We start from the raw sequence: 23,222 nt of genomic DNA, 5'->3' as shown, positions 1-23,222 counted from the left end.
CGGCCCGGCTGGCTCGCCCGGACCGCCGGGGCCGTAATCGGCTGCGGGGGCGGACGTCCGGTGCGCCGGTCAGCTGGTTTGTGCCAGCAACAGCTCGGCCAACTCGGTGGGCTGGGAGATCATCGGCCAGTGACCGGTGGCCATCGTGGCGAGTCGCCACTGGTCGCTGGTCAGCAGCTTGGCCACGGTCTCGTTGGGCTCGGGCCCGTCGAGCAGGCACTTGATGTACGTCGCCGGAAGCTCGCCCAGCGGCCGGGTCAGCACGGCCGGCTCGCTCAGCGTGGCGCCCGGGTGCGGCGTGGAGCCGTCGACCAGGCGGGTGACCTGCTCGTCGGTGAGCCCCTGACCGTCGAAGTCGGCCGCACCGAGCGGCGGCCAACTGCCGCCGTTGTCGGCGAGCACCGACTCCAGCGCCGCCGGCCCCTGCCACCACGCGGACACGAACGACGCGCCGTCGACCGGCACCTCCGAGTCGACGAAGACCACCCTGGTCAGCCGGTCGCCGATCCGCCCGGCGGCCTGACCAACCGGGATGCCCGAGTAGCTGTGCCCGACCAGCACCACGTCGCGCAGGTCGCGGCGCTCGACCTCGTCGACGATGTCGCGTACGTGGGTCTGCTGGCCAGCGGCCACACCCTGCCGCTCGGCGAGGCCGGAGAGCGTCAACGGGTAGGTGTCGTGCCCGGCCGCACGCAGTGGTGGCACCACCTCGTCCCATGCCCACGACCCCAGCCACGCCCCTGCCACCAACACGAAATCAGCCATGGCCGGGACCCTAACGTCGGCCTGTGACAGCCCGGCTTCAGGGCCAGGTGCGGGACTCCGCCGCGAAGACCTCCGGCGGACTCGCCACCGGCAACACGCACAGGAGGTGCCCACCGGGTGCCCGCAGGACCCGACACTCAAGCCACTGCGACACCTCGGTGGCACCCAGACCGATCAACCGTGCGGTCTCGGCCGACACGTCGTCGGTCTCGATGTCGAGGTGGAAGCGCGGCGCGTCATCCACCGCCTGCACGGCGGTGACCAGCCCCGGCAGGGCCTCGTGCAGGTCGACGAACTGTGGTTCCGCCGGATCGGACCGGGTGCTGACGCCGAGTGCCGCCGACCAGAACTCCGCCGCCTGGGTCGCCTCCGCCTCGGGGGCGTCGATCAGCAGTGCGTACACGCGGCTTCGATGCATGGCGGACAGGATATCGAGGATTCCCGCGTGCCGCGCGACGCGGCACCTGGCACCCGACTGCCGGCGACCACCGGGCGATCACCCGCTGGCACCGAGGTGGGCCGCGATCGGCGTCGGCAGTGGATAGCTCCGTTCGACCGGCAGGTGCTCTGTCGCCGCGCGGACGTCAGCTGCCCGAACCAGGTCCCGTACACGGTGGACGGTGGCGGTGATGTCCGTGACGCTGACCGTCCAGTCGTCGACGTAGCGGGCGACAGCTTCGCCGGAGAGTCCCACCTGCAACGACCGGTACGGCAACGCGCTCAGGTGCAGTGTCCGTTCCGGATCCCACTGCACGCGTACCGGGCTGGTCCTGAGGTGTCGCGACCACGCCGCCCGGTCACCGTGCAGGCCCCGGTCGTAGTGACTCAGACAGGCCCGCGCCAGCGCCCACTCGAAGCCCTCTCGGGTGATGTCGATGGACAGCACGCGTTCCTGGCCGGGCTTGGTGGCCCAGCCGCACCGGTACATCATCCACCGGAAGGAGGGCTTGATCCAGGTCATCCGCTCCCGCTTGAAGGGGGCCACGAGCCGACCGGCCGCCACCGCCGGCAGCGCGATCTCCGGTGGGTACGCCTGGTACACGGTGATCGTGTCGGCCGAGTAACGGGCACGGATCTCGCGGACGGGAATGGACACGCCGCGATCGTCGTCCCTCGGACCGCACCCGCTCCACCTGATTTCGTCGCCAGGGCGGGGATCCCGGTCCGGCGGCAGCGCCTCGACCGGCCGGCCCCGATCGGCGAAACCGCTCGCCACCGGGTGCTGCCGGCGCTCAGCCGACCGGCGGCACCGGGGGACCGACCTGGGCGGCGAGCCGCTTCGGGGCCATGATGCGGTAGCTCTCGGTGAGCAACTCGCCCACCTCCTCCCAGTCGGTGTCGTCGCCCAGGATCATGCCCATCACGTTCGGACTCCACTCCGGTTTGTAGAAGGGGTGCCCGGCGCCGAGGAGCCCGGCGATCTCGTCGAGTGGTGACCGGAAGGTCAGCAGGCAGGCGGGCTCGTCGAGTGCGGCGGCAGGTGCGTGGACCGGCTGGCGATCGGGGTCGATGCTGCGCACGTGGGCGATGGTCCGCTTGCGGATCCGCCAGCGGATACCCACCCAGGCAGGCTCCTCGTAGGTCTCCGGCAGCCCCAGGCAGATCGGCCGCAGCCGGTCGAGGACCTCGGGTGGGACGTCTCCAGGTGCGGTCACGGGCACCGACACTAGGCGGTCGGTGTGACAAGTTCCGCTCGTGGAACCCCACCCGCGCCGGTGGTGCGCGCCCGGTCGATCGGCCAGGATGGGCCGGGGCGACCGTGGGCCGTCGCCCCGGCCCGACCCGCCCCCGTGCCCGCTGAGGAGTGCCGTGCCGTCCACCCTGCTCTCCCGCCGTGACCTCGACTTCCTGCTGCACGAGTGGCTGCGGGTGTCCGAACTCGTGGAGCGTCCCCGCTACGCCGAGCACTCCCGGGAGACCTTCGACGACGCCCTCGACCTCGCCGAGCGGGTGGCCACCGAGCAGTTCGCCCCGCACAACCGCGCCGCCGACCTCACCGAACCCACCTTCGACGGGCAGCGGGTGCGGCTGATCCCGCAGGTGCGCGCGGCCCTTGACAGTTTCGCCGAGACCGGCCTGCTCACCGCCGGGCTGGACGCCTCGGTCGGCGGCCTGCAACTGCCGCACGCCGTCGCGGCGGCCTGCTTCACCTGGTTCCAGGCGGCCAACGTGGCCACCTCCGCGTACCCGTTCCTCACCCTGGGCAACGCCAACCTGCTGCTGGCGCACGGCAGTGCCGACCAGGTGGACACGTACGTCCGGCCCATGCTCGACGGCCGGTTCTTCGGCACCATGTGCCTGTCCGAGCCGCACGCGGGCAGCTCACTGGCCGACATCACCACCCGGGCGGAGCCCCAGGCGGACGGCACGTACCGAGTGTTCGGCACCAAGATGTGGATCTCCGGTGGCGATCACGAGCTGGCCGAGAACATCGTGCACCTGGTGCTGGCGCGGATCCCCGGCGGCCCACCCGGCGTCAAGGGCATCTCGCTGTTCATCGTGCCCAAGGTGCTGGTCGGCGCGGACGGGTCGCTCGGCGACCGCAACGACGTCGTGTTGGCCGGGCTCAACCACAAGATGGGTTTCCGGGGCACCACGAACACCCTGCTCAACTTCGGCGACGGCGGGCACACCCCGGGCGGCCGCGCCGGTGCGGTCGGCCACCTGGTCGGTCCGCCGCACCAGGGGCTGGCCCAGATGTTCCACATGATGAACGAGGCCCGGATCGGGGTCGGGGCCGGCGCCACCGCGCTGGGTTACACCGGGTATCTCAAGAGCCTGGCGTACGCCAGGGAGCGACCGCAGGGCCGCCCGGTCGGCGCGAAGGACCCGGCCACGGCGCAGGTACCGATCATCGACCACCCCGACGTACGACGGATGCTGCTGGCGCAGAAGAGCTACGTGGAGGGAGCGCTGGCGCTGGTGCTCTACTGCGCGCGGCTGCTCGACGAGCAGCACACCGCTCCCGCCGAGGCGGACCGCGAGCGCGCGCACCTGCTGCTGGACGTGCTCACCCCGATCACGAAGAGTTGGCCGTCGCAGTGGTGCCTGCATGCCAACGACCTGGCGATCCAGGTGCTCGGGGGCGCCGGGTACACCCGTGATCACGACGTGGAGCAGCACTACCGGGACAACCGGCTCAACCCGATCCACGAGGGCACCCACGGCATCCAGGCGTTGGATCTGCTGGGCCGCAAGATGACCATGCGGGGCGGCGCCGGCCTCGCCGAGCTGACCGCGACGATCGGCGACACGGTCGAGCGGGGCCGAAAGGTCGGCGGCGAGGCGGCCGATCTGGCGGACCGGCTGGCCGCCGCGGTGGACCGGACAACCGCGGTCACCCGTCGGCTGTGGGCCGACGGTGACCCGGTGTCCGCCCTGGCCAACGCCACCGCCTATCTGGAGGCGGTCGGGCACGTCGTGATCGCGTGGATGTGGTTGGAGCAGGTGCTGGCGCTGCCGCCGGAGGAGGCCGGCGACGCGTTCCACGCCGGCAAGCGCCAGGCGGCGCGCTACTTCTTCCGGGTCGAGTTGCCCCGCACCGGTCCGCAGTTCGACCTGCTGGACAGCCGGGACCGCACCACCCTCGACATGCGCCCGGACTGGTTCTGACCGGGTCAGCTGTCAGCGTCGGCGGTTCTGGTGCTGCATCGCCTGCCGGCCCTTGACCACACCCAGGATGATCACGATCACCAGCGCGATCAGGCCGATGATGATCAGCCAGCGGACGGCCTCGAGGATCAGCCCGAGCAGGATCAGCACGCCGGCGACCACGCCGACGACCCAGAGCAGCGCACGCATGTCTACCTCCGGTAACCGGCCGCGCCTGGTGCGGCGGGCACGGTGTGACCTTTCCCGATCTGGCCGCCACCATGCCCGCGCGAGGTGCGATGCGTTGCTGCCGATCGACTCGGGTTCCGTGCTGTCGGGGTGTCCAGGACGCAGGGATGGCCCGATCGCCGGAAAACCGAGTCGATCAAGGGGGGCTGGGCCGGTGGGCATGTCGGCCCGGCCGGTTCAGCCCTCGGTGCGCGCCACGTAGACCGTGTTCGCGGACTCGCCGCCGGTCAGCGGGTTGGCGAACGGCACGACGTGCGCCTGCACGTCCACGAACACCTCGGCGAGCGCCGCGGTGAACTCGGTGTCCGGCGGGTCGTCCGACCAGAGCGAGAAAATCCCCTCGGGCCGCAGCAGGGCGGCCAGCCGACGCAGCCCGGCCGGCGGGTAGAACGCCGCGTGACTGGGGTGCAGGACGTTGCGCGGGGAGTGGTCGACGTCGAGCAGCACGGCGTCGAACCGCCGCCCGGGTGCCTCGGCGTCGAAGCCGACGTCACCGGCCACCGCGGCGAAGAAGTCGGCCTGCACGAACCGGGTCCGGGGGTCCTCGGCGAGCCCCGCCGCGAACGGCAGCAGACCCCGACGGTGCCAGTCGATCACGTCCTCGATCGCCTCCACCACCAGCAGCGAACGCACCCGTGGGTCGCCCAGCGCCGCGCAGGCGGTGTAGCCCAGCCCGAGACCACCGACCACCACGTCGAGCGAGTCGCCGGCCACCGCGGCGAGACCCAGCCGGGCCAGCTCGATCTCCGCGACCGGGAACAGGCTGGACATCAGGTACTCGTCGTCGAGTTTGACCTCGTACACCTCGACCTGGAGGGCCGGATCCCGGCGTCGGCGCAGGCTGATCGCGCCGATCGGGGTCTCCCGCCAGGCCAGCTCCTCGAAACGCGCGCCCACGGGTGCCCTCTCGCCGCCGGATTCGTCCCCGGATGGTACCGGTTGCCCCGAGCCGGACACGCAGGGTCCCGAGACATCGACGCACCGCATATTCTGTGCCCCGGCCGACCCACCGGAAGGGACCTCATGCCGTCGCGGCAGGACCAGCTGCACTCCTACCAGTTCAGCGTCCAGCGGGCGGTCGCCGCTCTGGTCATGCGCGAGACCGATCCCGCGCAGTCGCCGTTTCGGCGGCTGGCCGGCGCCGGCCTGGCCAGCGTCCTGGTCGCGGCGATCGGGCTCGGCGGCTTCGCGCTCTACGGCCTGTTCGCCGGGGGCGGCAAGGGTTGGCGCGACCCGGGTGCGGTGATCGTGGAGAAGGAGTCCGGCGCGCGGTTCGTCTACCGCGAGCAGAAGCTGCACCCGGTGCTCAACTACGCCTCAGCGCTGCTGATCGTCGGCGCGGACCAGTCCAAGACCGTGCTGGTCTCCCGACGCACGATCGACGGCGTCCCGCGCGGGCTGCCGCTGGGTATCGCCGACGCGCCGGACTCGCTGCCCGCACCCGGTCGGCTGGCCACGGCGGCGTGGACCGTCTGCTCGACGGCCCCGGCGGGCGAGGCGCCCCGCTCCGCTCTGCTGATCGGCACCGAGCCCGACGGCGGCCGACTGCTGGGCGACGAGGCGTTGCTGCTGCGGCACCCCGACGGCGGGCTGCACCTGGTCTGGCACCAGCGGCGCTACCTCGTCCGCGATCCCAGCCGGGTGCTGGCGGCGCTCGCCACCACCCGCGCGCAGGCGGTGGCGGTGGCACCCGCCCTGCTCAACTCCCTGCCCGCCGGCAGCGACCTCGCCCCGCTCGAACTGCCCGGGCTGGGCCAGCCGGCCACCCAGGTGCCGGACGCCGCGATCGGCACGGTCTACCTGGTGAGCAACTCCGGTGGCGGTCGGCAGTACGCGGTGGCCGTCGACGCCGGCCTGGCCGGCATCACCGAGTTGCAGGCCGGGCTGTTGCTGGCGCGCACCGGGCAGGGTGAGCCGGTGCCGATGACGTTGGGTCGTTTCGCCGCGCTGCCCACGGTGCCCGACCTCGCACCGAGTGGCGCGTACGCCCCGCCGCCGACCCCGCCCCGGCTCGCGGCCGGCGACGGGGGGGACCTCTGCGCCCGGGTCGCCGACGACGGCGGGGTTGCCGAGGTGCGCTGGGGCGTACCGCTGCGGGACCTGGCGGCCACGCCGCGGACCGCGCCCGCCGACGGCGCGGTCCTGGCCGACCACGTGGTGGTGGAGCCGGGTCGCGGCGCGGTGGTCGAGGCCGCCGCGGCGCCCGGCGCGTCCGGCGGCGCGGTGTCCGTGGTCACCGACCTGGGCCGACGGTACGTGCTGGCGGACCGGGAGGTGCTGCCGATGCTCGGCTATCGCGGGGTACGCCCGGTGCGGCTGCCCGCGGGGCTGGTCAGCCTGGTGCCCGCCGGCGCCACCCTGGACCCGGCCGCCGCTCGGGCCGTCGCCGCCCCCGACTGACGCCGCCCGACCGGGGCCGGGTCGGGTGTCAGTCGGCCGGACGGCGCAGGATGCTGACCGCGAACGGCGCGTCGTCGCGCCACGGGCGCAGGTCCCAGGTGGCGAAGCGCTGCTCCACCCGCAGGCCGGCGGCCACCGCGTCGGCGTCGAAGGCGGTGAGGGGGTAGCCACGCTCGGTGCCGAAGCCGACGGTCAGCACACCGTCGGGCCGCAGGTGCAGGGCGACCCGGCGCAGCACCTCCGGTTCGGTGCCGACGGCGACGAAGGCGAGGACGTTGCCGGCCAGCACCGCCGCGTCGAACGGCTCCGCCTCACCCATCGCCGGCAGGTCCAGCTCGGCCAGGTCGGCGACCAGCCAGGTCGGGCCGGGATAGTCGGCGCGGGCGGCAGCCACCAGGGCGGGGTCGGCGTCCACCCCGACCACGGTGTGTCCGCGCTGGGCCAGCGCGGCACCGACCCGGCCCGTGCCGCTGCCGGCGTCGAGGATCCGGGAGCCGGGCGCGACGAGGGTGTCCACCAGTCGGGCCTCGCCGGCCAGGTCGGCGCCCTCGGCCGCGAGTTTCCGAAACCGGTCGATGTACCACTGCGAGTGCTCGGGGCCGGTGTCGGTCGCCCAGCGGGTCGGGTTGGCCATGAGGCCACCGTATCCGGGCCGGTGGGGGCGCGGCCGGTGACCCGGGGGAGACGGTCATCCCTTCTCCGCGCCGCTGGTCAGGCCCTCGGTGAGCAGCCGCTCGCTGGCGAAGAAGAGGATCACGATGGGCAGGGTGAGGACGACGGACCCGGCCATCAGCACCGTCTTGGGCACCTCCACCCCGTCGGAGAGCAGCGACAGCCCCAGCGACACCGTCCACCGGTTGGGTTTGTCGATCAGGAACAGCAGGGCGAAGAGAAACTCGTTCCAGGCGATCATGAAGTCGTAGAGCGCGACCGCCATGATCGACGGCATCGCGAGGGGCAGGCTGACGCGGCGGATGATGCCGAGTCGACCGGCACCGTCGATGGCGGCGGACTCCTCCAGACTGACCGGGATCGTCTCGAAGTAGTTGCGCAGCATGTAGACCGACACCGGCAGCGTCTGCGAGATGTAGACCAGCACCAGGCCGAACAGCGAGCCGCGCAGGTCGACGAGGCTGAACGCCACGAACAGGGGAATCGCGATGACGATCGACGGGAACAGGTAGACCGCCAGGAACAGGAAGTCGACCTGCCGCCGGCCGAAGAACCGCAGCCGGGCCACCGCGTACGCGCCGGGGATCGCCACCAGCAGGGTGAGCACGGTCGCCGCGACCGCGACCAGTCCGCTGTTGCGGATGAAGGTGAGGAACCCCTGGCCCCCGTCGGCGGTGGCCTTGAGGACCTCGGCGTACGTGGCCACGGTCAGTTCACCGAAGCCGACGAGCAGCGCGCCGGGGTCGAGCAGCAACTGCTCGATGGGGCGTACCGAGAGCACCAGCATGTAGTAGAAGGGGAAGACGGTGACCACCAGGAACACGGCGATCACCAGGCGGCGAAGCCAACGCAGGCTGACCGTCTCGACCATGTCCCGGTCCATCAACTCACCCTCCGTCCGAAGAAGCGCAGATAGATCACCACGAACACGATGAGCACCACGGCCAGCACGACCGCCTGCGCGGAGGCCGCGCCGATGTCGGTGCGCGCGGTGAGGAACTCGTACACCCGGACGCTGACCACCTCGGTGCCGGCGGCGCCACCGGTGAGCAGGTAGACGTCGTCGAACTTGTTGAACGTCATGATGAAACGCAGCACGCCCAGCAGGGCGATCACCGGCAGCAGTTGGGGCAGCAGGATGTGGCGGAACCGCTGGGTGGGGGTCGCGCCGTCGACCCGGGCGGCTTCCTCCAACTCACCGGGCACCGCCTGGAGCCGGGCCAGCAGGAACAGGAACGCGAACGGGAAGTACCGCCACGCCTCGAAGGCGATGACGGTGGTCAGGGCGGTCGACTCCTGCGACAGGAACGGAACCGGAGCGTCCCAGCCCAGCAGGCGTTGGCCCCACGCGTTGACGATGCCGAGCTGCGGGTCGAGCATCACCTGCCACACGAACGTCACCGCGACGACCGGTGCCACGTACGGCAGCAGCATGGATGCCCGGACCAGCGTGCGGCCCCGGAACGGTCGGCGGACGACAAGCGCGGCCACCAGTCCGAGCAGGATCGACCCGACGGTGCCGCCGATGCTGTAGATCAGCGTCACCCACAGCGTCTCGGCGAAGCCGGGGGTGTGCAGCACCCGGTCGAAGTTGTCCATGCTGAACTCGCCGAACAGGCCGGTCTTGCGCAACGTGGCGAGCCGGACCCGCTGGAAGGCGAGCACCACGGTCCACACGATCGGGATACCGATGACCGCGAGGGTGACGAGCAGTGTCGGTGCGACGAGCGCGAGCCCGGCACGGGACTCGCGGCGGCGCAGGGTCAGTGGGCGACGGCGGCCGGCCCGTCCCGGCCGCTCCCGGTTGGGGGAGCGGCCGGTCTCGGGCGCGGTGGTGGTCAATTGACGCCCGCCTTGATGGCTTCCACGTCCTTCTTGGCCCGGCCGGCGGCGGCCGCGGCGTCGGACTTGCCGGAGTAGACGTCGGTCAGCGCCTTGGGTACCGGTAGCTCACCGAGCATGGCGCCGACCAGCTTGCCCTGCCCCTGGGTGAGCCCCCACCGCTGGAAGGTGTCCGGACTGCGGCGCAGGGTGGCGAGCACCTCCTCGCCGAACACGTCGGCGAGGGGCTTCTTCGCGTCCACGCCGGCCTGGCTGGTGTTCCAGGCCGTCAGGTACGCCTCGGGCTCGGCCGTGGTGCCCTTGCGCACCGGGAAGCGCCCCTCGGGGGACATGCCGAACCATCGCGGGTAGCCGTCGCTGAGCATGTACTCCACGAAGGATTTCGCCGGGTCGGTCACCGCGCCGTCGAGCACCGCCCACGAGCTGATCTCGCCGTACTGCGCCGGCTCGGTGCCGTTCGGACCCTTGATCGCGGTCACGAACCCGCTGTTCTTCGCGAGGAACGCAGGGTCGGTCTGACACTGTGGGCAGGTCGGCTTGGCGTCGTTGCGCAGCCCGGCCAACTCGTCGAGGATGAAGGGCGACCAGATGACCATGGCCGCCTTACCGGCGAAGTAGGTGGCCCGGGTGGTGTCCACGTCCTGGGCGCCCTTCACCGAGCTGGTGCGGATCAGGTCGCCGTAGAAGCGGATCGCCTCGACGCACTGGGGTGAGTCGAGGGTGACCTTTCCGGAGTCGTCGGTGAGCTGGCAGCCGTTGGCCAGTGCCAGGTGCTCGAAGGTCTGCTGGGTGAACACGTCGCTGGCGGAGGTCGCCGCGGTGATCCCGGCGACGCCGCCGGTGTTGAGTTTCGTCGCGGCGTCGGTGATCCGCTCGTACGTGTCCGGGGCGGGCAGGCCGGCGGCGGCGAACAGGTCCTTGCGGTAGACGAGCAGCTGACCCCACCCGTCACTGGGGACGGAGAGCTGCTTGCCGTCGTCGGAGGTCAGCTCCAACGCCCGGGGGGAGAACGTCTGCTTGCCCAGCTTGTCGACGACCTCCGCGTTCGCCGAGGCGTGCAGCAGCTCGTTGCCGGCGAGCGTACGGATGCCGGCCAGGGAGACCGACCCGACCACGTCGGGCAGGTCGCCGGCGGCGGCGTTGGCGGCGATCAGGGAGGGGAACTGGTCCTCGTTGACGGTCACGAGGTCGACCTGGATCCCGGTCTTGGCGGTGAAGTCGGCGATGATCGCCTTGGTGGCGGTGACCCGGTCGGCGACGTCTTCCAGGCTCCAGACGGTGATCTTTTTGCTGTTGCTGTCTGATTGGTCGTCGCCGCAGGCCAGCAGGGTGGACGCAGTCAGTGCCATGATCAGGGTGGTGGCGAGTATCCGCCTCGGAGGTGCTGACATCGGTGGCACTCCTCTCGAAGGGTACATGACTGATTCAACACGATCGATAGATTAATGACAAGACATATGGCGATTTTTTGCTATCCTGGAGCCCAGTGCAACCGGGATGTGACACATGGGCAACTGGGTCGTCTCACTCGCCGGGCCTCGACGGATCAGCCTCGAGCCCTGCCCACCAGATCCGCTCGGCCCCGGTCAGGTCCGGGTCCGCACCCGCTACTCGGGCATCTCCGCCGGCACCGAGCTGACCCTCTACCGGGGCAGCAATCCCCGGCTCAGCAAGGACTGGGACGACACCGCCCGGATGTTCGTCCCCCGGCAGACCCCGGTTCCCTACCCGCTGATCGGCTTCGGCTACGAAGAGGTCGGCGAGATCGTCGAGGTCGCCCCGGAGGTCACCGACCGGCGCCCGGGGCAACTCGTGTGGGGCATCTGGGGTCACCGGGCCGAGGCGGTGCTCGCCGCCGGCGCGGTCCGTCCACTCCCCACCGGGCTGGACCCGCTCGCCGCCGTCTTCGCCCGGCCCGGCGCCATCGCGCTGACCGCCGTACTCGCCGGTGACCTGCACCTCGGCGACTGGGTCGGCGTCTTCGGGCAGGGTGTCATCGGGCTGCTCGCCACCCGACTCGCCGTGCTCTCCGGCGCCCGGGTGGTGGCCGTCGACCCGGTGCCCAGCCGGCTGACACACGCCACCGACTACGGGGCGCGATCCACGGTGGACGCCCGCACCGAATCCGCGGCGGCAGTGCTACGTCTGGCCACCGACGGTCGGGGCGCGGACGTCTGCCTGGAGTTGTCCGGCGCGTACCCGGCGTTGCACGAGGCGATCCGGTCCACCGCGCACGCCGGCCGGGTGGTGGCCGCCGGCTTCTACCAGGGCCAGGCCGACGCGCTCGGCCTCGGCGAGGAGTTCCACCACAACCGCATCCAGTTGGTGGCCGCCCAGGTCTCCGGTCCCACCCCCGCGCCGAGCATGGCCGGCCGGTGGACCGGTGACCGGGTCGCGCAGACCTTCATGGATCTGGTGGCTGAGCACAGCCTCGACCCGATGCCGCTGGTCAGCCACATCGTCGACGCCAGCGCCGTCGCCGACGCCCTCGCGCTGCTCGATCGCGGCGCCGGTGACGTCCTCCAAGTGGTGCTGAGGTTCTAAATGACCGCCATCGCGCTGGCCTGTCAGGAACAACTCCTGCCGGGCACCGACCTGACCCAGAAGTTCGCGCTCGCGACCGCCCTCGGTTACCAGGGCATCGAGCTACGCGGACGCGGAGACCTCGCGTTCGCCCACCGGCTGCCGGAGCTGCGCCGGGCCCGCGCCGACGGGGTCGTGCTGCCCACCGTCTGCGTCGAGATGGATCACTTCATCGGCGACTTCGACCCGGCCCGTTCCGCCGACGCCGTCCGTAACCTGCGCTCGCAGCTCTCGGTGATCGCCGAGCTGGGCGGCGTCGGGGTGATGACCCCGGCGGCCTGGGGGATGTTCTCCCGACGGCTGCCACCGTTCGAGCCACCGCGTCCGCGCGCCGGCGACCGGCAGGTCCTCCTCGACACCCTCGGCCAGTTGGGCGAGCACGCCAGGGCCGAGGGGGTCACCCTCTTCCTCGAACCCCTCAACCGGTACGAGGACCACATGGTCAACCGTCTCGACGAGGCGGTCGCGCTCTGCGCCGCCGTCGGGATGCCGTCGGTCCGGGTGGTCGCCGACACCTTCCACATGAACATCGAGGAGGACGACATGCACCGCGCGCTGCGGGGCGCCGCGCCGTACCTCGGGCACGTGCAGGTCAGCGACTCGAACAGGTTCCAGCCCGGCGCCGGGCACCTGGACTGGCCGGCACTGGTGCGGACCCTGCTGGAGCTGGACTACCGGGGCTGGCTGGCGTTGGAGTGTCGGCTGCGCGGCGACCCGGTCCGTGCCCTGCAACAGGCCGCGACGGTCCTGCGACACGCGCTGCCCCGCGAGGCCGCCGCGTGACCGCCGGAGGTGTGACGGCCGATGCCGACCCCGCCCGCACCGGTGGGCCGGCCGACGTCGCCGGGCTGCGCCAACTCGCCGTCGACACCCTCGACGCCAACTGGGAACGGGACCACACCGTGCCCTCACGCACCCTCTACCCGCACCAGTGGAGCTGGGACTCCGCGTTCATCGCGATCGGGCTGGCCCAGGTGCGCCCCGAGCGCGCCTGGCGGGAGCTGACGAGCCTCTTCCGAGCGCAGTGGGTCGACGGGAGGGTGCCGCACATCGTGTTCAACCCGGCGATGCGTGTCGGCACGTACTTCCCCGGCCCGGAGCTGTGGCGCTCGGCGAGTGTCGAGGGCACGCCCACCGTGGACACCTCCGGTCTGGTCCAGCCACCGGTGCACGCGCTCGCGGCGTGGCTGGCGTACCAGCGGGCGCCCGACCCCACCGGCCTGGCCGCGCTGCGCCGGCTCTATCCCGCGCTTGTCGCCCAACAGCGTTACCTGGCGACGCGACGGGACGTGGCCGGTGACGGGCTGGTCTGCATCGTGCACCCGTGGGAGTCCGGGTTGGACAACAGCCCGGCCTGGGACGAGCCAATGGCCGCGGTCGCGGCGGAGGCGGCAGTCATGCGGGCGTACCGTCGGCACGACACCGCGCACGCCGACGCCGCGCACCGCCCCACGGACCTGGACTACGCGCGCTACCTGGCGATCGTCGCGGCCTACCGGGACCACGGGTACGCCGACCGCCGGCTGGCCGACGACCACCCGTTCCTGGTGGAGTGCCCGCTGTTCAACGCGGCGTTCGGGTCCGCCGAGCATGCCCTCGCCGAGATCGCCGTGCTCGTCGGCGCCGACCCGGGGCCGCACCGGTCCCGCGCGGCCCAGATCACCGAGGCGCTGCTCCGACGGCTCTACGACCACGGCACCGGGACGTTCCAGCCCCGTGACCTGCGCACCGACCGGTTGGTCGGCGCCCGTACCGTGCTCGGGTTGACGCCGCTGATCCTGCCGGACCTGCCCGCGCGGCAGGCCGACGCGTTGGTCGTCGAGGCCCGGTCGGCGCGGTTCGGGGTTGCCCAGCGCATGGACCGGCCGTTGCCCACCTACGACCGCACCGCGCGTGACTTCGAGCCCCTGCGCTACTGGCGCGGGCCGAGTTGGCTGAACATCGGCTGGCTGGTCCGGCGCGGGCTGCTCGCGCACGGGCACCCGGAGCTGGCCGCCGGGCTGCGTCGCTCGATGATCGACCTGGTCGGCGGGGCGGGCTGCCACGAGTACTTCCACCCGGACACCGGCGCCGGGCTGGGCTCGCCGGCGTTCAGCTGGACCGCCGCGCTGCTGCTCGACCTGCTGGCCGAGTGATCGCACGGCGGCCACCTGCTGGTAGCGTGCCCGATCTTCGACCGGGAGGGGTGGCGTGCGCGAGATCGACAAGGTGGCCTGGATCCTCATCGAGGACGGGCGGGTACTGAGCACCCGGTCGGCGGGCAAGGACGTCTGGTACCTGCCGGGCGGCAAGCGGGAACCGGGAGAGACCGACCTGGAGACCCTGCGCCGGGAGATCGACGAGGAGTTGAGCGTCGAGGTGGACGTGCGCCACGCGGTGCACCTGGGTACCTTCACCGCTCAGGCGCACGGGCACGCGGGTGGTGTCACCGTGCGGATGACCTGCTACCGGGCCGGTTACCAGGGACAGCTGAGGCCGGCCAGCGAGATCGCCGAGATGGCCTGGCTCGGCTACGTCGACCGGCACCGCACCTCGCCGGTCGACCACCTCATCTTCGACCACCTGCTGGCGGAGGGCCTCCTCCGCTGACGGCGCCGTTTGTCCCGGCCGGCCGGGGGTAACCGCCCGGACGTGACCGACCCCGACGGGTTCCCGTACTTCACCGACGCGGTGTCCCGCCGGTCCGGCCTGCCGCCCGAGCAGGCCGCCGCCCTCGCCCGCGCCGTACTCCAGACGTTGGCCGAGCGGGTGACCGGCGGCGCGACCGACGACCTCGTCGGGCACCTGCCGAACGAGGTCGACGGCTACCTGACCGGCCCGGCCCCGGACCCGGCGGGGACGGTCGACCCTGTCCTGGATCCGGCCGGGCTCGGCGGACCGGATGGTGGCGTGGACGGGTTGGACACCGGGGTGGGCCTGGATGTCGGTGGGACCGCCGCGGTTGCGCCGCCGGACGCCGGTCCGGTGGAGTTCCTGCGCCGGGTGGGTGAGCGCGCCGGGGTGGACCCGGCCACCGCCCGAGCGGGCACCGGCGCCGTCTTCGGCACGTTGCGGTCGGCGATGACCGTCCGGGAGTTCCGGCAACTGGTGGCGCGACTGCCACGCGGTGGTGAAGGCGGACTCGCGTCCGACCCCTACCGGCCCTGAACGGGACCGCCGCCCGGCCGGTCCGGTCCGGCGAGATCCACTCGCGTTCCTTGAAGTCGGGGTATCGCGGCGACCGGGACACCCCGGCTTCCGGTAACCCGAGTCGATCACGGCTCCGCCAGCGCCGCCGGTGTCGGGAATGTCCGGACCGGCCGGGCCGCCGCGTGGTACGAGTGCTCGGTGGATCCCGATGGCCGCCGCCGGCACGACGTCCGCCCACGGCGCGATCGTGTGGGGGAACGGGTCAGGGTCGCCGCTGCCCGGGTCCGTGGTCGAGGTGGCCGGACGGGTCGGCTGCGGCTGAGTCAACTGGAAGCCGCCCTGGTGATCTCGGTGCAGGCGGGACTCGCCGCGGCTCTGGCCTGGTCGATCGGGCACGATCTGCTGGGCAACCCGGCGCCGATCTTCGCCCCGTCCGCCGCCGTGGGCACGATTGTGGCCGCGCTCGGCCAACGTGCACACCGGACCATCGAACTGCTGGTCGGAGTGGGCCTCGGCATCGCCACCACCGACCTCCTGCTGAGCTTCCTGGGCACCGGGTTCTGGCAGACCGGATTCGTCGTCGGGTGCGCGGTCCTCGCCACGCTCGTGCTGTTCGGGCGCAGCGGAGCGGCCGTTGGCCAGGCCGGCGGTACGGCGGTGCTGCTGGCGACCCTGGCTCCGGCTCAGCAGGACCTGGAATGGCCGCGGATCGTCGAGGCGATGGTCGGCGGCGCCGTGGGCCTCGTGGTGGTCGCGTTGCTGGTGCCGCTGAACCCGATGCGCATCCTCGATCGGGACGCGGCCCCGATCTACCAGCGGCTCGCCGGTCAACTGCGGGAGGTGTCCGCGGCGCTGGCCACCGGCGACCAGCAACGGGCCGTTCGGGCCCTGGACGCGCTGCGCGGGATGGGCCCGGCCCTGGACCGGATGCACGAGGCCCTCAGCGGCGCCGAGGAGGTGGTGAGCCTCGCCCCTGCCCGCTGGCTGCGCCGGCAGGATGTGGAGCGGTTCGCCAGCGCCAGTCAGCACGTGGAACGCGTCATCGAGCACAGCCGGGGAGTTGCGCGCCGATCGGCGATGGCGTTGCAGTACAACGAGCCGGTACCCCCCGACCTGCCCGCCGGCATCGGACGGTTCGCCGACTCGGTCGAGCTGCTGCGCCGCGAGCATCGCGCTGGGCGTCCCACCGAGAAGACCCGCCACGCGGTACGCGAGGCCGTCTACAAGGCTGGTCGCGCCCGCGCGCTGGGGGTCGACGAGTTCGGCGACGCGGTGGTGACCCAGTTGCGTACTGCCGCCAGCGACCTGCTGCGCGCCACCGGCTACGACCCGACCTCGGCCAACGACGAGGTACGCAAGGCGGCGGAGGAAGGCGAAAACTCGGTCAGCGCGGGATGATCAGGCCCCTGTCTCGAACTGGTCGTCGGGCCGTCCGTGCGATGGGTCGGCGCGCCCCCCGACGTCGTCGCCGAAGGCGGCGGTGAGTGCCGTCGAGATCAGTGCGGGCAGATCGGTTCGTCCGTCGTCCTCGGCCCAGCGCACCACCGCCGTGTGCAGGGCGGCGAGACAGGCGCTCGCCGCCGCCTGGACCCGGAACGCCGCGTCGGGGTCGGCGGCATCGTCCCCGACGGCGGCGACGATGGCCTGCTGGAGGGCGTACTGGTTGTCCAGGTGTTTTGCCCGCAGCGCCGGAGTGGAGATCATGAGGCGGAGGCGGGCCAGCAGGAAGTCCCGGTGGCTCCCACCGGTCAACGCCGCGGCCGATTCGATGAGGGCGCCGCCGATGCGCCGGACCAGAGGCTGGGCGGCCGGTGCCGCGGCGATCCGTTCGGCGACGAGTTGGCCGCGATCATCGAGGAGGACGAGGTCCTCCTTCGTGGGGAAGTGCCGGTAGACGGTCATCGGGGAGACCCCTGCGGCCTCGGCGACGTCGTGCACGGTCGTGGCGTCGTAGCCGCGCTCGCTGAACAGCCGTACCGCCTGCGCCTGGATCGCGCGCTGCGTGTCAGCTCGTCGTTGGTCTCGCAGTCTTGAACGTTGGTCGGGCACGTGTTAGACACTACCTTGGTGATAGTCACTACCAGATTGGTGGCGACTACCAGATCTGAGGTGGCGACATGGGTGATCTGACCGGCCGGACGGCTCTCGTGACCGGGGCATCGCGCGGCATCGGCCAGGCGATCGCGGCACTGCTGGCGGCGCGGGGGGCGATGGTCTTCGTGCACTTCGGCACCGACCAGGACGGTGCGACGGCGACGGTCGACGAGATCGGACGTGCCGGCGGCACCGCGCTCGCCGTCCGCGCGGAGTTGGGGGTGGACGACGACGTCGAGACGCTCTTCGCGGGGGTCGAGGCCGGTCTGGCCGGGCGACCACTCGACATCCTCGTCAACAACGCGGCGACCGCGCCGGCCGGTCCGCTCGGTGTCACCTCGCGGGCGGAGTTCGACCACCTCTTCGCGGTGAACGTGCGAGCGCCGTACTTCATCACCCAGCGGGCGCTGTCGCTGCTGCGCGACGGCGGCCGCATCATCACGATCTCGTCCGTGGCGACCCGGATGGCCAACCCCGCGCAGACCTCCTTCGCCATGACGAAGGGCGCGGTCGAGACGATGAGCATGACCCTGGCCAACCAGGTCGGTGTCCGGGGCATCACGGTGAACGCGGTCGCTCCCGGCGCCACCCGGACGGCGACCAACGGGTCGGTCTTCGACACGCCGGGCCTGACCGACCTCATCCGTGGGACGACCGCGCTCGACCGCCTGGGCGAGCCCGACGACGTCGCCGAGGTGGTCGCGTTTCTCGCTTCCGACCGGGCGCGTTGGATCACCGGCCAGGTCATCGACGCGAGTGGCGGCCTGTTCCTCGGACCGCGCCTCTGATCGCGGGCCTCACGTCGCGGAGTCGGACAGCTCCTCCGGGTCGGTGATCCAGGCGGAGAACACCGGCACCCCGTGCCACGGCCCGGCGGTCCCGTCCGGCCGGGCGTCGCTGGCCACGGCCACCACGGCGTACGGGTGGCCGAAGCGTAACTCCGCGGTGCGGGCCACGCCCTCCGGCGGCAGGCTGACCACCCCGAACATCCCGGTCACCGCGGCTGCCTCGAAGCCGTACCGGCCGTAGCGGGCCAGCGCCGTCTGTCGTGCCTCGAAGCTCCGCACCGGTTGGTCCAGCGCCTTCGCCAGCGCCACCGTGGCCGCCGGAAAACCCAGCGCCGGAGCGGTCAGGTCGTGCTCGCTGCGGGCCGACCAGCAGGGGAGCACCGCGGTGTGCCGCTCCTCGCGGCCGTCGCGGGCCCGGGTCCGGACCCGTTCCTCCGTCAGCATCCACAGTGGGGTCTCGCCCAGCGGCAGGTCGAACAGCGATCGGCCGCCGGCCGGTGGTGTGCCGTCGGCCGCACCGGCGCTGAGGTCGTACGCAACGGCCAACACCTCGGCGGGCGGCACCTGCGGTGCGGCGGCCACCGACAGGACGACCAGCCCCGCACCGTCGCTGCTCGGGGCCGGTGCGGCGTGCACGATCACGTCACCGACCCGTGTGCCGGACACGATGGCGCACCGGTGGCCCTGGCTCGGACTGCGCAGCACCTGGCGTAGCCGGCGCGCCCAGGCGCTGCCGGCACCGAGCGCGCGGGCGTCGGCGCGGTCGAACGGAGTCGCCCAGGAGATGCGGGTGGCCAGCGCGCTGGCCAGGGCGAAGACCACGTCCGGGCCGACCTTCAGGGGGAACGTGTCGATCAGGCCGTCGGTGTGCTCGCGCGCCCAGGCGTCCAACCCGGCCTGGTCGGGCAGCGCGCCGACCTCGGTCGTCGCGGGCAGCGTGGCCCGCCAACCAGGCGACCCGCCGCCGCCCTGGCCCGCCCGGTGCCAGAGCGCGGTGGCGGAGGCGACAAGCGGATGCGGCGCGTCCAGGAGCGTTCGGGCGACCTCCGCCGCGCTGGCCAGGTCGGTGCCCAGAGCACGGACCAGGTCCTCGGCGGCCGGGTCGGAGTCGGCCGCGGTGGCGCAGACCGCGAGCAGCAGCCAGGCGCCGAGCGGGGAGGCGACGTGGTGCCGGTCGCCGATCGTGGCGTGCAACCGCGCGGCGTACGCGGCGAGTGGCCCGTGCAGATCGGTCGTCATGCCCCCACTCTGCCCGCCGGCCCGGCTCACGACCACAACTCGAACGGCTCGTCGATCTCCTCGCCGGCCAGGAAGGGCGTGATCAGCCGGGGGAGTTGCCCGGGGTAGAACCGCTCCGGGCTGGCCACCACCTCCGGCAGCGGCCACCAGCGGAAGTCGAAGTAGTCCTCGCGCTCGTAGTCGAGGCGGTGCGCCTCGTCCACGTCCGGGCCGGGGCCCGCGAGTCGTACCGTGACGACCACCTCGTCCTGCATGTGGCGCACCTGACGGTGCAGGAAGCTTGCCCGCCGACGCCAGATCGGCGCGCCCACCTGGTCGGCGGCGACCACGATGCCGGTCTCCTCGCGCAGCTCGCGCACGGCCGTGTCGCGGTAGGCCTCTCCGGGGTCCATGCCGCCGCCCGGCAGCTCCCACCAGGTGCCCAGCCGGGGATGGTCCGGGTCGTGGGTGTGGAACAGCAACACCCGGTCGGCGTGGTCGATGACCACCACCCGTACCGCACGCCGTTCGAGGATCGGCAGGTCGTCGGGTATGGCACTCATCGGCCCAGTCTGCCGCAGCAACTCCCACGCCGGTGGCTGGTGCGGTGGCGGGTAGGCTGCCCGCCGTGGCTGGTCTGTTGAGGAATGTCGCGGCTCGTATCTCCCGGGTGGGCGCGGTGCTCCCGTCGCCCCGACGTACCGGGCCGGCACCCGCGCAGGTGGCCCGTCGCCGTCAGGTGAGCGCCCTGCAACGGCGGGAGCTGACCTACGCCCCGGAGCGGGACGGTCAGGCCGACCCGGGCGAGATCGTCTGGACGTGGGTGCCGTACGAGGACGACCCCCGGCAGGGCAAGGACCGGCCGGTGCTCGTCGTCGGACGGCACAGCCGGACGCTGTTCGGGCTGATGCTGTCCAGTCAGAGCGAGCGGGACGGGCAGCGGCACTGGTTCGCGCTCGGGCCGGGTGAGTGGGACCGGGACAACCGGCCGAGCTGGGTCCGCCTGGACCGGGTGCTCACCATGCGCGAGGACAGCATCCGCCGCGAGGGCGCCGTGTTGGATCGGCCCCGGTTCGACCGGGTCGGGCAGGCGCTGCGCGCCGGCTACGGCTGGCGCTGACCGCGCGCCCGGCGGGCTGCCCCTGTCGAGGCGGCCCGGGAGTGACGCACCCGGTGCTCATGCCTGCTCGCGGCTCGGCCCGACCGCCGCGCCCCGCGCGTCCGGCGGCGGGTACGGCTGGTCGGCGAGCAGCCGGGCCAGGTGTGCGGTGTTGAGCGCCAGGGCCTTCGTGGTACGACCGGTCGTGTCGGGCTTGGGGCCGACGTCGCGGTAGTCCACCGTGTGCAGTGCCTCGCCCACCCAGTAGGTCGCGGCGGCGGCGGCGAGGGTGAACCCGACCTCGTTGAGCGCCTGCTGCACCTGGCCGATGGTGTGGTGCGCACCGTCCTCGTTGCCGACGACCGCGACGCCGGCAACCTTGCCGTAGGTCAGGAGCCGACCCTCGGCGTCGGTCTCGGACAACTCGGCGTCCAGGCGTTCGAGGACCATCTTGCAGACGCTGGCCGGCTGACCGAGCCAGATCGGCGTGGCGATGATGAGCACCTGGGCGGCCAGCAGCTTGGCGCGGATCGCCGGCCAGCCGTCGCCGCTGCCCTCGTCCGTGGACACCCCGAAGCGCACGCCGTGGTCGACGACCCGGACGAGTTCGCCCTCGACGCCCTGTGCGGCCAACTCGGCGAGCACCTCCCGACCGAGTTGCTCGGAGCTCGACGGCGCCGGTGAGGGCTTGAGGGTGCAGTTGAGCACGAGGGCGCGAATGGTCGCCACGTCGGTTCCTCCGGGTGGTCGGCGGGGATGTGGCTGTCCCATACCCGGACAGTGGCCCCGACATTCCTCTCGCAGCAGGCGGCGAAACCATTGACGAGAGGTCGCTGAGCTGTATATTCAACCGGCAGGTTGATTAACTCTCTGGTGGAAAGCGACAGATGACAGCAGATCCTGTCGACGCCGTGTTCGCCGCGCTCGCCGACCCGACCCGCCGCGCCATCCTGGCCCGGCTGGCGACCGGTGCGGCGACGGTCAACGAACTGGCGGCACCGTTCCCGATCAGCGTCCAGGCGGTCTCCAAGCACCTCGCCGTGTTGGAGCGGGCGGGCCTGATCGTGCGGACCCGCGAGGCACAGTGGCGTCGCTGCCGGCTGGACCCGGCGCCGCTGCGGACGCTCGCCGAGTGGCTCGACCAGTACCGCCGGCTCTGGGACGACCGTTACGACACCCTGGACACCTACCTCCGCGACCTGAAGGAGACCCACCATGAGCACGCTCCCTGACCTGACGGTCGACCTGCCGTCCGACCGGGAGGTCACCCTCACCCGGTCCTTCGACGCCCCGCGCGAGGTGGTCTACGCCGCGCACACCCAGGCCGAGCACCTGACGCAGTGGTGGGGACGGGGCAACCCGCTGGATGTCGACATCGACTTCCGCACGGGCGGGCACTACCGCTACGTCGAGCACGCCACGGACGGCAACGACTACGCCTTCCGCGGTGAGTTCCGGGAGATCGTCGTGCCGGAGCGGATCGTGCAGACCTTCGAGTTCGAGGGCATGCCCGGCCACGTGGCGGTGGAGACACTGGTCTTCACCGAGCACGAGGGACGCACCACCGTCACCGTCACCGTTCGGTACGACACCACGAAGGAGCGCGACGGCGTGGTCGACTCCGGCATGTCGAAGGGCGCCGCCGAGTCGTACGCCGCGCTGGACCGGCACCTGGCCACCCTGCGCTGAACGTGGGCGCGGCCGGCACACATCGGTGGACCGGGAGGGCTGGCATGCTGTCCGCATGACCGAGGATGTCCCGCGGCAGGTGGCCGAGCAGGTCCGGGCCGCCTTCGGCCTGCCACTGTCCACGATGGGGCAGGTGACCCACGGCGCGGACGAGCACGCCCGACTGTGGCTGGCGTCCACCGTCGACGGCGCTCGGTACGCGGTCAAGCTGAGCGGCGGCGGCACCGCGGCCGGTCTGGCCGTGACGGCGTACCTGGCCCGACAGGGCGTGCCGGGCATCGCCGCGCCGCTGCGCACCCACGACGGACAGCTGTCCGTCGACCACGGCGGTCACCGCCTCTCGGTGGTGCCGTGGGTCTCCGACCAGCGGGCGCTCGACGGGGCGATGACCGAGGCGCACTGGTACGCGTACGGCGAGGTGCTGGCGGCCGTGCACGCGGTGCCGGTGACCGACGAGCTGAGCCGGCTGCTGCCGCCGGGCGGAGCGGCGTACCCCTCGATCGTCGCCGCGACCCGCGCGATGGCCGAGCGGCTGCGCGACCCGGACCGGTCCGACCCCGCCGGTCCGGTGCTCGCCGACCTCGCGGCGGTGTGGTCCACGGTGGCCGACCGGGTGCGCACACTGACCGGCGGGGTGGAGCGCATGGCTGCCGACCTGCGCGATCGCCCCGCGCCGGTCGTCTGTCACGGCGACCCGCACCTGGGCAACCTGTTGCTCGGCGCGGACGGGCAGGTGTGGCTGATCGACTGGGACGACGCCGTGCTCGCGCCGCCCGAGTGTGACCTGATGTTCGTCCGGGGTGGGGTGCTCGCCTTCGCGCCGGTCACTCCCGGGCAGCAGAGGGCCGTGCTCGCCGGTTACGGTCCGGCGGACATCGACCCGGCTCGCCTGGCGTGGTTCCTCGCGGTCCGCGCGCTCGACGACCTCAGCGACTGGACCCGCCAGGCGTTGGACCCGGGCGCCGACCCGGCCGAGCGGGATCGAGCCGCGGTGATCGTGCGGGGGCTGGTGTCACCGGTCGGCCTGGTCACCCTCGCCGACGCGGCGATGCGTGACCTCGCGCCACCGAGCCGTACGCCGCGCTGGACCGACGCCTGACCAC

The 23,222-nt window shown here is 72.3% G+C and carries 27 protein-coding genes; 13 read left to right on the top strand and 14 right to left on the bottom strand.

Annotated features, from left to right (window positions below; genetic code table 11):
• Positions 1-69: 69 nt before the first annotated feature.
• From AB0C01_RS05115 to AB0C01_RS05100, 4 genes are all read right to left on the bottom strand, one after another.
• Entirely contained in the window at positions 70-765 is a 696-nt protein-coding gene (locus AB0C01_RS05115) for an alpha/beta hydrolase (protein WP_357570278.1), read from the bottom strand.
• A gap of 37 nt (positions 766-802) precedes the next feature.
• A complete protein-coding gene (locus AB0C01_RS05110) occupies positions 803-1,183 on the bottom strand; it encodes a VOC family protein (RefSeq protein WP_357239573.1) in 381 nt (126 codons plus the stop codon).
• Between the two features lie 78 nt (positions 1,184-1,261).
• Positions 1,262-1,861, bottom strand: coding sequence for a DUF4291 domain-containing protein (locus AB0C01_RS05105; RefSeq protein WP_357570277.1), 600 nt, complete (start codon positions 1,859-1,861; stop codon positions 1,262-1,264).
• Between the two features lie 136 nt (positions 1,862-1,997).
• A complete protein-coding gene (locus tag AB0C01_RS05100; protein WP_357239567.1) occupies positions 1,998-2,420 on the bottom strand; it encodes an MmcQ/YjbR family DNA-binding protein in 423 nt (140 codons plus the stop codon).
• A 154-nt stretch (positions 2,421-2,574) separates the two neighbouring features.
• Here AB0C01_RS05100 and AB0C01_RS05095 point away from each other — a divergent pair, with 154 nt between their 5' ends.
• Positions 2,575-4,377, top strand: a complete 1,803-nt coding sequence (locus tag AB0C01_RS05095; protein ID WP_357239564.1) for an acyl-CoA dehydrogenase — start codon at positions 2,575-2,577, stop codon at positions 4,375-4,377.
• 12 nt (positions 4,378-4,389) lie between these two features.
• Here AB0C01_RS05095 and AB0C01_RS05090 read toward each other — a convergent pair whose 3' ends face one another.
• Positions 4,390-4,566 (bottom strand): hypothetical protein, encoded by a 177-nt coding sequence (locus tag AB0C01_RS05090; RefSeq protein ID WP_238644885.1) that lies wholly within the window; start codon positions 4,564-4,566, stop codon positions 4,390-4,392.
• A 216-nt stretch (positions 4,567-4,782) separates the two neighbouring features.
• Positions 4,783-5,502, bottom strand: coding sequence for a spermidine synthase (locus AB0C01_RS05085; protein WP_357570276.1), 720 nt, complete (start codon positions 5,500-5,502; stop codon positions 4,783-4,785).
• Between the two features lie 126 nt (positions 5,503-5,628).
• On the opposite strand from AB0C01_RS05085, the gene eccB reads away from it, so the two are divergent.
• The gene (gene eccB, locus AB0C01_RS05080; protein ID WP_357570275.1) at positions 5,629-7,005 is read left to right on the top strand and encodes a type VII secretion protein EccB; all 1,377 of its coding nucleotides are present in this window, start codon (positions 5,629-5,631) and stop codon (positions 7,003-7,005) included.
• Positions 7,006-7,033: 28 nt separating this feature from the next.
• On the opposite strand, the gene AB0C01_RS05075 is transcribed toward eccB, so the two are convergent.
• From AB0C01_RS05075 to AB0C01_RS05060, 4 genes are read right to left on the bottom strand one after another with little or no spacing between them, the layout of a single operon-like run.
• Complete coding sequence (locus AB0C01_RS05075; RefSeq protein WP_357239555.1) at positions 7,034-7,639, bottom strand: class I SAM-dependent methyltransferase; 606 nt, start codon at positions 7,637-7,639, stop codon at positions 7,034-7,036.
• 54 nt (positions 7,640-7,693) lie between these two features.
• Positions 7,694-8,560, bottom strand: a complete 867-nt coding sequence (locus tag AB0C01_RS05070) for a carbohydrate ABC transporter permease (RefSeq protein ID WP_357239552.1) — start codon at positions 8,558-8,560, stop codon at positions 7,694-7,696.
• Positions 8,560-9,519, bottom strand: coding sequence for a sugar ABC transporter permease (locus AB0C01_RS05065; protein ID WP_357570274.1), 960 nt, complete (start codon positions 9,517-9,519; stop codon positions 8,560-8,562). The genes AB0C01_RS05070 and AB0C01_RS05065 overlap by 1 nt, the downstream gene beginning before the upstream one ends.
• Positions 9,516-10,910 (bottom strand): extracellular solute-binding protein, encoded by a 1,395-nt coding sequence (locus AB0C01_RS05060; RefSeq protein ID WP_357570273.1) that lies wholly within the window; start codon positions 10,908-10,910, stop codon positions 9,516-9,518. Before AB0C01_RS05060 ends, AB0C01_RS05065 begins: the two co-directional genes overlap by 4 nt.
• Before the next feature lie 115 nt (positions 10,911-11,025).
• Here AB0C01_RS05060 and AB0C01_RS05055 point away from each other — a divergent pair, with 115 nt between their 5' ends.
• The 6 genes from AB0C01_RS05055 to AB0C01_RS05030 all read left to right on the top strand — a co-directional run bounded on the left by AB0C01_RS05055 (position 11,026) and on the right by AB0C01_RS05030 (position 16,629).
• Entirely contained in the window at positions 11,026-12,063 is a 1,038-nt protein-coding gene (locus AB0C01_RS05055) for a zinc-binding dehydrogenase (protein WP_357239544.1), read from the top strand.
• Positions 12,064-12,885 carry a sugar phosphate isomerase/epimerase family protein gene (locus AB0C01_RS05050; RefSeq protein ID WP_357239541.1) on the top strand — a complete coding sequence of 274 codons (822 nt, stop codon included), beginning with the start codon at positions 12,064-12,066 and terminating at the stop codon, positions 12,883-12,885.
• A gap of 65 nt (positions 12,886-12,950) precedes the next feature.
• Entirely contained in the window at positions 12,951-14,237 is a 1,287-nt protein-coding gene (locus tag AB0C01_RS05045) for a hypothetical protein (RefSeq protein ID WP_357240645.1), read from the top strand.
• Between the two features lie 55 nt (positions 14,238-14,292).
• Positions 14,293-14,691 carry an NUDIX domain-containing protein gene (locus AB0C01_RS05040; protein WP_357570272.1) on the top strand — a complete coding sequence of 133 codons (399 nt, stop codon included), beginning with the start codon at positions 14,293-14,295 and terminating at the stop codon, positions 14,689-14,691.
• 42 nt (positions 14,692-14,733) lie between these two features.
• Positions 14,734-15,249, top strand: coding sequence for a DUF2267 domain-containing protein (locus AB0C01_RS05035; RefSeq protein ID WP_357570271.1), 516 nt, complete (start codon positions 14,734-14,736; stop codon positions 15,247-15,249).
• A 180-nt stretch (positions 15,250-15,429) separates the two neighbouring features.
• Complete coding sequence (locus tag AB0C01_RS05030; RefSeq protein WP_357570270.1) at positions 15,430-16,629, top strand: FUSC family protein; 1,200 nt, start codon at positions 15,430-15,432, stop codon at positions 16,627-16,629.
• Here the strand turns inward: AB0C01_RS05030 and AB0C01_RS05025 are convergent, their stop codons facing one another.
• Positions 16,630-17,280 (bottom strand): helix-turn-helix domain-containing protein, encoded by a 651-nt coding sequence (locus AB0C01_RS05025; RefSeq protein WP_357570269.1) that lies wholly within the window; start codon positions 17,278-17,280, stop codon positions 16,630-16,632.
• Positions 17,281-17,348: 68 nt separating this feature from the next.
• Between AB0C01_RS05025 and AB0C01_RS05020 the strand changes: the two genes are divergently transcribed.
• Complete coding sequence (locus AB0C01_RS05020) at positions 17,349-18,113, top strand: SDR family oxidoreductase (RefSeq protein ID WP_357239526.1); 765 nt, start codon at positions 17,349-17,351, stop codon at positions 18,111-18,113.
• A gap of 9 nt (positions 18,114-18,122) precedes the next feature.
• Here AB0C01_RS05020 and AB0C01_RS05015 read toward each other — a convergent pair whose 3' ends face one another.
• Both AB0C01_RS05015 and AB0C01_RS05010 read right to left on the bottom strand, forming a co-directional pair.
• Complete coding sequence (locus AB0C01_RS05015) at positions 18,123-19,352, bottom strand: hypothetical protein (protein ID WP_357570268.1); 1,230 nt, start codon at positions 19,350-19,352, stop codon at positions 18,123-18,125.
• Positions 19,353-19,378: 26 nt separating this feature from the next.
• The gene (locus tag AB0C01_RS05010; protein ID WP_357239520.1) at positions 19,379-19,894 is read right to left on the bottom strand and encodes an NUDIX domain-containing protein; all 516 of its coding nucleotides are present in this window, start codon (positions 19,892-19,894) and stop codon (positions 19,379-19,381) included.
• Positions 19,895-19,959: 65 nt separating this feature from the next.
• Between AB0C01_RS05010 and AB0C01_RS05005 the strand changes: the two genes are divergently transcribed.
• Positions 19,960-20,451, top strand: a complete 492-nt coding sequence (locus AB0C01_RS05005; RefSeq protein ID WP_357239517.1) for a type II toxin-antitoxin system PemK/MazF family toxin — start codon at positions 19,960-19,962, stop codon at positions 20,449-20,451.
• Positions 20,452-20,508: 57 nt separating this feature from the next.
• On the opposite strand, the gene AB0C01_RS05000 is transcribed toward AB0C01_RS05005, so the two are convergent.
• Complete coding sequence (locus AB0C01_RS05000) at positions 20,509-21,159, bottom strand: NAD(P)H-dependent oxidoreductase (RefSeq protein WP_357239514.1); 651 nt, start codon at positions 21,157-21,159, stop codon at positions 20,509-20,511.
• 158 nt (positions 21,160-21,317) lie between these two features.
• On the opposite strand from AB0C01_RS05000, the gene AB0C01_RS04995 reads away from it, so the two are divergent.
• Genes AB0C01_RS04995 through AB0C01_RS04985 form a run of 3 tightly spaced genes read left to right on the top strand, consistent with a single transcriptional unit; the run spans position 21,318 to position 23,218 of the window.
• Entirely contained in the window at positions 21,318-21,662 is a 345-nt protein-coding gene (locus AB0C01_RS04995) for a metalloregulator ArsR/SmtB family transcription factor (RefSeq protein WP_357239511.1), read from the top strand.
• Entirely contained in the window at positions 21,646-22,119 is a 474-nt protein-coding gene (locus AB0C01_RS04990; RefSeq protein WP_357239508.1) for an SRPBCC family protein, read from the top strand. Before AB0C01_RS04995 ends, AB0C01_RS04990 begins: the two co-directional genes overlap by 17 nt.
• 55 nt (positions 22,120-22,174) lie before the next feature.
• Positions 22,175-23,218: a phosphotransferase gene (locus AB0C01_RS04985; RefSeq protein WP_357570267.1), complete on the top strand. Its 1,044-nt coding sequence runs from the start codon at positions 22,175-22,177 to the stop codon at positions 23,216-23,218.
• Positions 23,219-23,222: the final 4 nt, after the last annotated feature.

Source organism: Micromonospora sp. NPDC048905 (genome assembly GCF_040649655.1).
Classification (GTDB): Bacteria; Actinomycetota; Actinomycetes; order Mycobacteriales; family Micromonosporaceae; genus Micromonospora.
This window is presented reverse-complemented; position numbering and strand designations above follow the sequence as displayed.